Origin of the sequence: Bacillus sp. JJ1127 (genome assembly GCF_036965845.1) — a bacterium.
Classification (GTDB): Bacteria; Bacillota; Bacilli; order Bacillales; family Bacillaceae_G; genus Bacillus_A.
The window spans coordinates 2,626-12,682 of record NZ_JBALQK010000226.1; the positions used below are offsets into that span (position 1 = coordinate 2,626).

11 protein-coding genes are annotated in these 10,057 nt (G+C 36.0%); 6 read left to right on the plus strand and 5 right to left on the minus strand.

Going from position 1 to position 10,057, the window contains the following annotated elements:
* Positions 1–14 precede the first annotated feature (14 nt).
* Together V7183_RS20160 and vrrA are read right to left on the minus strand one after the other, a co-directional pair.
* Positions 15–965 carry a 4-hydroxy-3-methylbut-2-enyl diphosphate reductase gene (locus V7183_RS20160; RefSeq protein ID WP_097896930.1) on the minus strand — a complete coding sequence of 317 codons (951 nt, stop codon included), beginning with the start codon at positions 963–965 and terminating at the stop codon, positions 15–17.
* Positions 966–1,054: 89 nt separating this feature from the next.
* Entirely contained in the window at positions 1,055–1,714 is a 660-nt protein-coding gene (gene vrrA, locus V7183_RS20165; RefSeq protein ID WP_097896929.1) for a VrrA/YqfQ family protein, read from the minus strand.
* A gap of 372 nt (positions 1,715–2,086) precedes the next feature.
* Here vrrA and V7183_RS20170 point away from each other — a divergent pair, with 372 nt between their 5' ends.
* Together V7183_RS20170 and V7183_RS20175 are read left to right on the plus strand one after the other, a co-directional pair.
* On the plus strand, positions 2,087–3,397 hold the full coding sequence (locus V7183_RS20170; protein WP_097896928.1) for a DEAD/DEAH box helicase: 1,311 nt from the start codon (positions 2,087–2,089) through the stop codon (positions 3,395–3,397).
* Positions 3,398–3,810: 413 nt separating this feature from the next.
* Positions 3,811–4,707 (plus strand): deoxyribonuclease IV, encoded by an 897-nt coding sequence (locus tag V7183_RS20175; RefSeq protein WP_097896927.1) that lies wholly within the window; start codon positions 3,811–3,813, stop codon positions 4,705–4,707.
* An 18-nt stretch (positions 4,708–4,725) separates the two neighbouring features.
* Here the strand turns inward: V7183_RS20175 and V7183_RS20180 are convergent, their stop codons facing one another.
* Positions 4,726–4,980, minus strand: a complete 255-nt coding sequence (locus V7183_RS20180) for a DUF2624 domain-containing protein (protein WP_097896926.1) — start codon at positions 4,978–4,980, stop codon at positions 4,726–4,728.
* Between the two features lie 150 nt (positions 4,981–5,130).
* Here V7183_RS20180 and V7183_RS20185 point away from each other — a divergent pair, with 150 nt between their 5' ends.
* From V7183_RS20185 to V7183_RS20200, 4 genes are all read left to right on the plus strand, one after another.
* The gene (locus tag V7183_RS20185; protein ID WP_097896925.1) at positions 5,131–6,009 is read left to right on the plus strand and encodes a YitT family protein; all 879 of its coding nucleotides are present in this window, start codon (positions 5,131–5,133) and stop codon (positions 6,007–6,009) included.
* Positions 6,010–6,182: 173 nt separating this feature from the next.
* Positions 6,183–6,956, plus strand: coding sequence for a metal ABC transporter ATP-binding protein (locus V7183_RS20190; RefSeq protein ID WP_097896924.1), 774 nt, complete (start codon positions 6,183–6,185; stop codon positions 6,954–6,956).
* Positions 6,953–7,786, plus strand: coding sequence for a metal ABC transporter permease (locus V7183_RS20195; protein ID WP_097896923.1), 834 nt, complete (start codon positions 6,953–6,955; stop codon positions 7,784–7,786). The genes V7183_RS20190 and V7183_RS20195 overlap by 4 nt, the downstream gene beginning before the upstream one ends.
* Positions 7,787–7,799: 13 nt before the next feature.
* Complete coding sequence (locus tag V7183_RS20200; RefSeq protein ID WP_097896922.1) at positions 7,800–8,213, plus strand: Fur family transcriptional regulator; 414 nt, start codon at positions 7,800–7,802, stop codon at positions 8,211–8,213.
* Between the two features lie 181 nt (positions 8,214–8,394).
* Here V7183_RS20200 and ispG read toward each other — a convergent pair whose 3' ends face one another.
* Entirely contained in the window at positions 8,395–9,495 is a 1,101-nt protein-coding gene (ispG, locus tag V7183_RS20205; RefSeq protein WP_335360643.1) for a flavodoxin-dependent (E)-4-hydroxy-3-methylbut-2-enyl-diphosphate synthase, read from the minus strand.
* Between the two features lie 165 nt (positions 9,496–9,660).
* On the minus strand, positions 9,661–10,008 hold the full coding sequence (locus tag V7183_RS20210; RefSeq protein WP_335360625.1) for a hypothetical protein: 348 nt from the start codon (positions 10,006–10,008) through the stop codon (positions 9,661–9,663).
* Between the last annotated feature and the right edge of the window lie 49 nt (positions 10,009–10,057).

Sequence of the window (10,057 nt, forward strand, 5' to 3'; positions counted from 1 at the left end):
AGCAACGGATTTTTTTATTGTTGTTTTTTTGCTTTTACACGCGGCAAAATCTTTTGAAGTGGTACGTTTCGTTTTCGCTCCCAAGTAGCTGGATTCATCGGATCGTACTGTTCTAAAAAGGCTATTACTTCTTTTGTAATTGGCGTTGGTGTAGAAGCACCGGCGGTAATAGCAACATTTTCAACGCCTTGTAGCCACTCTAATTGAATCTCGCTTACATCTGCAACACGGTATGCCTTTGTACCAGCGATTTCTTCTGATACTTGAGCTAAGCGGTTTGAGTTATTGCTTTTTGGATCGCCAACAACAATCGTTAAATCAGCAACATCAGCCTGTTTAGCCACTGCTTCTTGACGAACTTGTGTTGCTAAACAAATTTCTTTATGAAATTCAGCTGTTGGGAATTTTTTCTGGATGTCTTCCATTAGGTATTGAACGTCCCATTGACTCATTGTTGTTTGATTTGTAACTAAAATCTTTTCTGTTGGAATTTCCAATGTTTCTAAATCATCAGCTTTTTCAATAAGATGAACGATATCAGGTGCGATACCAACCGCGCCTTCTGGTTCTGGATGTCCTTTTTTACCGATGTAAATCACATGGTATCCTTCAGCTTTCTTTGCTTCAATGAGGTCATGTGTTTTTGTAACATCTGGACATGTTGCATCAATTGTTGTTAACCCTTTTTCTTTTGCACGTTGTTTGACTTCTGGGGAAACACCGTGTGCAGTGAAAATAACAGTGCCGGAATCGATTTTGTCTAAAATCTCTAATCGACTTGGACCATCTAATGTAATAATTCCATCTTCTTCAAAAGCATCTGTTACATGCTTGTTGTGAACAATCATACCTAAAATATAAATGGGTCTCGGTAATGACGTATCTAGTGCGGCATTGCGTGCGATAACCATCGCGTCAACAACACCGTAGCAATAACCACGAGGGGAAATTTTAACAATCTTCATGTGAGTAATCCTCTCCTTCTAAACAAGGGATCCTTTTGTACATAGTCTTTTTCATTATAAAGGAGGAGGGGACAGAAAACAAAGGATTGTTAGACATATAGTTTTGGTTTTGTTGCCATATGTGGGATATTCTCTTCCGGTAATTCTTTTTCAACAAGGGGATCAAGTATAATTTCCTTCCTTTTTTTCTTTTTAGGAGGTGATGGGGTGGTGATTACTTCCACCTCATCTTTCGATTCTTCAGCCTCACCTTTTCCAGAGGTGAGAATTTTTACGATGCTCGGTATGCTGCGAACAATGGGACCATATTGTTCGACGACAGGCCCGACAGATTGAGCGACTTGTGCAACTTTTTCAATGTTATTTAACATGCCGGTCGGATTGGAAATTAAGTTAGAAAAGAAGCTTCCGATACCACTGCTAGCGCTAGGTGTAACTGATGCCCCTCCGCGCATTTCGTTTGGCTCATTCATCATTTGTGGTTGAGGTGGTATCATTTGTTGTGGCTGCTGTATATAGGACTGATGGTATTGTTGGTGATGCGGATGTTGGTGCATGATCGGTTGCCCTTCCATTTGTCGATAGGGAGGAACCATTTGCATAAAAGGCTGAGTAGGATCGTGTTTTTTGAAAAGTTTAGAGAGAAATCCTTTCTTTTTTTGCATCATTGGTGGTAATTGAGGAATTGGGTATGGTGTATATGGTTGCTGCCCTGGATACATTTGCTGCATAGGGGATTTCGGATACATAAGAGAAATCCTCCTTTCTTCAGTTAGGTATATACACATACAATATGCAAAGGTAAGAAAGAAGGTTAGTTTTTGGAGTGAAAACTGAAACTATATAAATACAAGTTGAGAAATCGACATGAAAATCCCTTTCTTTTTAGGTGAACGAGAGCATCTGGACATGCATAGAAGCGGTCAGGGATTTTTTTTGCCACATGCTAGGGTGAAAAAAAAGGAAGAAAGCGAGTGCAGGTCATGTTTTATTTTGCATCGCAGCGACTTAAAAATTAAAATGGATTTATATAAAGATGGATTTTACTATTAGATTTCGATATAATGTAGACTTGACTGATTTGTGCGCGCAGTAGAAATTTTAGAAAGAAGGTGTAACTTATGACACTACAAACATTTACACAGTATAATTTTCAGCCATTTTTAATAGATGCAGTTCGTGAACTACGCTTTTCAGAGCCGACAGAAATTCAAAAGAAAATTTTTCCGGTCGTAAAAAAAGGTGTGAGTGTAATTGGACAGTCCCAAACAGGTTCTGGGAAAACACATGCATACTTACTTCCAACTTTAAATAGAATTAATGCAAACCGTGAAGAGGTACAACTTGTCATTACAGCGCCTACTCGTGAGTTAGCACAACAAATTTATCAAGAAATTGTTAAATTAACAAAGTTTTGTGCAGAAGAGCAAATGATTACGGCACGTTGTCTAATTGGAGGTACTGACAAACAACGTTCAATTGAAAAGCTGAAAAAGCAACCTCATATTGTTGTTGGAACACCAGGACGTATTAAAGATTTAGTGGAAGAACAAGCGCTATTTGTTCATAAAGCAGCTACTATTATTGTCGATGAAGCGGATTTAATGCTTGATATGGGGTTCATTCAAGATGTAGATAAAATTGCAGCACGTATGCCTAAAAACTTACAAATGCTGGTCTTTTCTGCAACAATTCCTCAAAAATTAAAACCGTTTATGAAGAAGTATATGGAGAATCCAGAGCATATTCATATTAATCCGAAGCAAGTTGCAGCGGGGAATATTGAGCATTATCTTGTACCTTCAAGACATCGTAATAAGATTGAATTAGTGAAAAATATGTTACTTCAATTTAAGCCATATTTAGCAATTGTCTTTACAAATACGAAAAAAATGGCAGATGAAGTTGCGAATGGATTAACAGAGCGTGGATTAAAGGTTGGGCGTATTCATGGTGATTTATCTCCGCGTGATCGTAAAAAAATGATGAAGCAAGTTCGTGACTTAGAGTTCCAATACATTGTTGCGACGGACTTAGCAGCACGTGGTATCGATATTGAAGGAATTAGCCATGTAATTAACTATGAACTTCCATCTGATTTAGATTTCTTCGTTCACCGCGTTGGAAGAACAGCACGTGCTGGCTATTCAGGTATTGCAGTAACTATTTATGATCCAGCAAACGAGGAAGCACTAGATAACTTAGAAAAACAACGTAATATCACGTTTAAACATGTAGATTTACGTGGGGATGAATGGACGGACTTAGGTGAGCGTCGTCGCCGTAAAAGTCGTAAAAAACCAAATGATGAACTAGATGTTATGGCAACGAAAGTGGTTAAAAAGCCGAAAAAAGTAAAGCCTAATTATAAGAGAAAACTTGCGACAGAACGTGAAAAAGTGAAGAAAAAATATAGCAATAAAAAAAGATAAGGGAAATTTTTATCAAAAGCAACAAAAACATTAGAATACTTTGGTATAAAAGAAGTGAAATAGAATGTTACACATTTTAAGAGCGTGTGGTCACGCTCTTTTTTGTTGTACATAGAAGAGGTCTCAAACTAATAAAGATATCAATTATATAATGTGTAGCCTTATATAAGGTGTTGGCATACCAATGCTCAACACCTTTCAAACTTATTTAATATTACAGAGTACTTATCTTTTTTTATCCATCTATCTTTCTGGCTTCCAAATTGAGTGAGAAGTGAAGGGAAGAGGATTCTCACCGATTAAAGTTTTTCTTTGTTTTTTCATAGTGACTTCTTTTCTGAACAAACAATTCACTACATATTTCTACAAATTATGCTATCATTATAGCTATTGTATATTGAAGAGGTGATTATATGCTAAAGATTGGATCTCATGTTTCAATGAGTGGTAAGAAGATGTTATTAGCAGCAAGTGAAGAGGCTGTTTCGTATGGTGCAACAACGTTTATGATTTATACAGGCGCACCACAAAATACAAGAAGAAAACCAATTGAAGAATTAAATATAGAAGCAGGACGAAAACATATGCAGTTGCATGGAATTGAAGAAATTATTGTCCATGCGCCTTATATTATTAATGTTGGTAATACAACAAAACCTGAAACGTTCCAATTAGGTGTCGATTTCCTACGCATGGAAATTGAAAGAACAGCAGCCCTAGGAGTAGCGAAACAAATTGTACTTCATCCAGGTGCTCACGTTGGGGCAGGAGCTGAAGCTGGTATTGAGCAGATTATTAAAGGTTTAAATGAAGTGTTGACGCCAGAACAGACAGTAAATATCGCATTAGAAACAATGGCTGGAAAAGGTACAGAGTGCGGACGTAGTTTTGAAGAACTTGCAAAGATTATTGACGGTGTAAAATATAACGAAAAACTATCTGTATGTTTTGATACGTGCCATACGCATGATGCAGGTTATGACATCGTGAATGATTTTGATGGCGTATTAAATGAATTTGATAAAATTGTTGGGATTGATCGCTTGCAAGTATTGCATATTAATGATAGTAAAAACGTGCGCGGGGCTGGTAAAGACCGTCATGAAAATATTGGTTTCGGTCATATCGGTTATAAAGCGTTGCATCATATTGTACATCATCCGCAATTACAGCATGTACCGAAGATTCTTGAAACACCGTATGTAGGTGAAGATAAGAAAGATAAAAAACCACCATATAAATTTGAAATTGAAATGCTCAAGAATGGAACATTTGATGAAGGGATTCTTGAGAAGATTAAGGGGCAATAAGGAGGGGAATTTCCCTCCTTATTTTAATAATTGCTGAAATAATGTATTTACTTGCTGGGCGGTAGCGGGAGAGGTTACTTTTGCGATTTTTTTTAACAGTGCCAGTCTTTCATCGTTATTGTAAATGTTAATATTTTTTCCTTTCATTAAGAGCACAATTTTATCAGCTTGCTCTGTTGTAATAGGGACTTCATAGTCTTTACTATATTTCAATAATTCTTTTGTTGAAATATGATTTAATTTTTTATTTACGATTTGTTTGATGAGATTCATGATGTAGTCCTCCTTCAAGCGTTCTTATATCGGAATATATGTGCATGGTGCTTGTATATATTCGTATAACAGTGGCTTTTTCCATAAGGAAAAGAACAATATGTTATAATAAAAGAACAAAACTACATAAAAAGCATATAAGGAGGGCTTATGGAAAAAAAACAACATCGAAAAGAAAGTATTATTCATCTATTGTATCGTTTAGTTATGATTGTCTTTGGTGCAACATGTGCGGCGGTAGCAATTGAACTATTTTTAATGCCAAATAAAATTATTGATGGTGGAATTATTGGCATTTCCCTCATACTAGATTATCTTACTCCTAACATTTGGTGGTTAAGTTTTTCTACTTTAGTTGTCATCCTCAATATACCATTTATGTATTCCGGTTATAAGCAAATTGGAAAGACGTTCATGTTATCTTCTGCTTTTGCGATTGTCGCTTTAGCATTTATTGAGTCAACATTACATTCTATTCAACCATTTACGACAGAGCCGATTTTAGCAACTGTTTTTGGTGGCCTTATTTTAGGGATTGGTGTAGGACTTGTTATTCGTCACGGGGGTTCATTGGATGGAACAGAGATTATGGGAATCTTGTTAACGAAGAAATTACCGTTTTCTGTCGGTGAATTTGTTATGTTTGTGAACTTATTCGTTTTTGCTTGGGCAGCATTTGTATTTGGTGTTGAACAGGCGATGTATTCTGTTATGACATACTATATTGCATTCAAAACGATCGATACGGTTATTCAAGGATTGGATGAAACGAAAGCAGTTCTTATTGTATCAGATCAATATGAAGAAGTATCAAATGCAATTTTACACCGTCTTGGTCGTGGAACAACAAAGCTTGTTGCTAAAGGTGGCTATACGGATAAAGAGAAAGAAGTTATTTACGCAGTTGTTACACGTCTTGAGGTAACAAAGTTAAAATCAATTGTTCATGAAATTGATGAAAATGCCTTTATTACAATTATGAGTACACAAGAGACAAACGGTGGTAAATTCAAATCAGCAATTCATTAAAAATATGTGTTCAAAAAAGCAGAGAAATTTTCTCTGCTTTTTTGTTATAATAATAAGGTTGCCTGAAATAAAGAAGGTATTTTGGGCAGATTGGTTTACAACTATAATAAGCTATACTATAATTCAAATAGAAATAAATCGGAATCATTCTGAATTAAAATAGGTGAGATGCTATGAAAAATATATTAGAAATAGAAGGATTGACATTTCGGTATGAAGATCGAAATGTGCTAGAAGATATTAATTTGCAAGTTCCAAAAGGAGCTTTTTTAGGTTTAGTTGGACCGAACGGATCTGGAAAATCAACTTTATTGAAGAGTATATTAGGTGTTTTAAAGCCAAAGAAAGGAAATATCCGATTATTTGGTATTGATAGTAAGAAATTTAAAGAGTGGAATAAAATCGGCTATGTGTCGCAAAAGGCTAACAGTTTTAACTCTGGTTTTCCAGCGACTGTCTTTGAGGTTGTTTCAATGGGGCTTGTTTCGAAAAAAGGCCTATTTCGTTTTTTAACGAAAGAAGATAAAGAGAAGGTAGTAAAGGCAATTGCTGATGTAGGCATGGGCGAATTTCAAAATCGTAACATCGGAGAGCTTTCCGGCGGACAACAGCAGCGTGTATTTATTGCACGTGCACTTGTAAGTAGCCCAGAATTACTTATTTTGGATGAACCTACTGTTGGAATCGATGTAAAGAACGTGGAGAGTTTTTATGAAATACTAGAGGATTTAAATAAAAAACTAGGTATCACATTGATTCTTGTTACGCATGATATGGGCGCTGTAACAGAGAAGGTGACGCATGTTGCATGTTTAAATCAGCATCTACATTTCCATGGAAATGTAGAGAAATTCCGAGAGCTAGAAGATGCAGAAATGTCGATTTTATATGGACATCATGTTCATCGCTTAGAGCATGATCATGAGCATCACGGGAGGATACAATGATACAGGATTTTTTACAATATGATTTTTTACGTAATTCTTTATACGCTGGTATTTTAATAGGACTTGTTGCACCGCTTATCGGTGTATTCGTTGTAATCCGCCGCTTGTCACTTATTGCGGAGGCATTAAGTCATGTGACATTATCAGGGATTGCAGCAAGCTTATTGCTTGAAAAAACAATTTTTACAGGTGGATTTTTAAATCCATTATATATGGGAATGATCTTTTCAATAGGTGGAGCTTTGTTAATTGAAAAGTTACGAACTGTATACAAACATTATCAAGAATTAGCGATTCCGATTATTCTCTCGGCTGGGATGGGGATTGGTGTTATCTTCATTTCGCTTGCTAACGGATTTAATACAGATTTATTTAGTTATTTGTTTGGTAGTGTAAGTGCTGTAACAAGAACGGATTTAATGATTATTGGTATTGTAGCAATCGTAGTTGTTGCAACGATTATTTTATTATATAAAGAGCTATTTTTATTATCATTTGATGAGGAATACGCTGTATCAACTGGACTTCGCGCAAAGTGGATTCACTTTATTTTTATTATTTTAGTTGCGTTAGTAATCGCAGTATCAATGCGTGTTGTTGGGGTTCTTCTTGTATCATCTCTAATGACGTTACCAGTTGCAGCAAGTATCCGCATTGCCAAAGGGTTTAAACAAACTATTTTCTTTTCCATTTTATTTGGTGAAATTTCCGTAATAGGTGGAATGCTTGCTTCTTATCAACTTGATTTGGCTCCAGGTGGTACAATTGTTATGCTAGCGGTTCTTATTTTAATCGGTGCAATCTTATGGAAAAAGAAAAAAACTGCATAAAGTAGGGATAGTTATGAATCTAACAGAAGCTTTACGCCTTATGAAAGAAAAAGGGTATAAACATACTGGAAAACGTGAAGAAATGCTGCGATTATTTGCGGCTCATAATCGTTATTTAACCGCAAAAGACGTTTTAGAGCATATGAAAGATGATTATCCAGGATTAAGTTTTGATACAATCTATCGAAATTTAACTGTATTTGCTGAGATTGGTGTTTTGGAGCAGACAGAACTAAATGGAGAAAAGAATTTTCGTTTTACATGCTCTGTTATGGAACACCATCATCATTTTATTTGTTTGGATTGTGGTGGGACAAAAGAAATTACTTCCTGTCCAATGGATTTTATGAATAAAGATTTTAAAGGATATGAGGTAACGGGACATAAGTTTGAAATATATGGACGTTGCCCAAAATGTGCAAAGTAAAGTGAAACCTTAATAAGTGGGTGAGCTTGCTCACTCAACTTAGTTGCTTTTACTGAATTTTGAGATGGGGGTATTACGGTCCGCCAATAGCAAGGGAAGAGCTCGTCAGTTGTGAAACTGACGAGCTCTTCTTTATATAAAAAGAAAAGGCCGCTCACAAAATCTAAGCAGCCTTTTCTTTTTATTCTTGTTCTTGTTTTTCTTTTTCTTGATTTGCAGCCATTTCAGCAGCGATTACATCAATTTCTTTTTTCAGTTCTTCTACCATTGTTTCTTCTGGTACTTTTCGAACTACTTTTCCTTTACGGAATAATAACCCTTCCCCACGCGCGCCAGCAATACCGATATCAGCCTCACGAGCTTCACCAGGACCGTTTACAGCGCATCCAAGTACAGCAACTTTAATTGGTACTTTTAGTGTAGAGATATATTCTTCAACTTCGTTTGCAATACTGATAAGGTCAATTTCAATGCGACCACAAGTTGGACAAGAAATAAGTGTTGCGGCGTTCGATGCAAGACCGAATGACTTTAACAGTTCGCGAGCAACTTTCACTTCTTCAACAGGGTCAGCACTTAATGAAATACGAAGTGTATTTCCGATACCTTTACTTAAGATTGCTCCAAGACCAGCGGCACTTTTTACAGTTCCAGCAAATAGTGTTCCAGATTCTGTAATACCTAGGTGTAATGGATAATCAAAAGCACGAGCTGCTTTTTCATAAGCTTCGATTGCTAAATTAACATCAGAGGCCTTCATAGATACGATAATATCGTGGAAATCCAAATCCTCTAAAATTTTAATATGATGTAGTGCACTTTCAACCATACCATCAGCAGTAGGATAGCCATACTTCTCTAAAATATGACGTTCTAATGAACCTGCATTGACGCCGATACGAATTGGAATACCGCGTTCTTTCGCAGCATTTACAACAGCTTCTACTTTATGACGACGCCCGATGTTACCTGGGTTGATACGTACTTTATCAATGCCGCCTTCAATTGCTTTTAAAGCAAGACGATAATCAAAATGAATATCAGCAACAAGTGGGATGTTAATTTGTTTTTTTATATCAGCAATAGCATTTGCTGCACGTTCGTCTGGAACAGCTACGCGGACAATTTGACAACCCGCTTCTTCTAAACGTTTGATCTCAGCAACAGTTGCTTCTACATCATGCGTTTTTGTTGTTGTCATACTTTGTATAATTAATTCATTGTTGCCGCCAATTGTTAAATTACCGACTTTAACAGGACGTGTTTTTGTACGATGAGTCATTTCATTCACGAATAGATCGCTCTCCTTATAAAAGAAGTTTCTTATTTTGTCTCTTATATCAAGTATAGTATATGTGATATAAGGAAATAGAAACCAATATGTCCGGTTTCACTTTTACTATTGTATCAGCGCCTTTATGTAATTGACAAGGATTAAGTAATGGGGTCATTGATATAAAGGGAATTTGTAAGATTTCCCAATCTGTATTTTTGTAGAAGATGTATTTTGATTTAATTGTTTAAAATCATTAATTACTTTTTCAATAGAAGGAACTTTTTTCTTATTAATCGCTTCGGTAATTGAGAGAACCGTATCTCCTGTCTTTACTTCAATTACTTTATACGATGTGTCTGTTTCTTTCTTTTGTTTCGTATCTGTGTCTTCTTTTTTTGCAGTTTGAGCAGCAGTTGTTTTTTTATATGAACTTAACATTGGTAAAGTGCCAATTTTTATATCGTAGTAAAATACATAACAGAGAACAAGCACAAATAAGAGTATACCTAATCTCTTCATATTCCTCACTCCTTTGCTAGGAATATATGCTTGTCCAAAAAAAAAATGC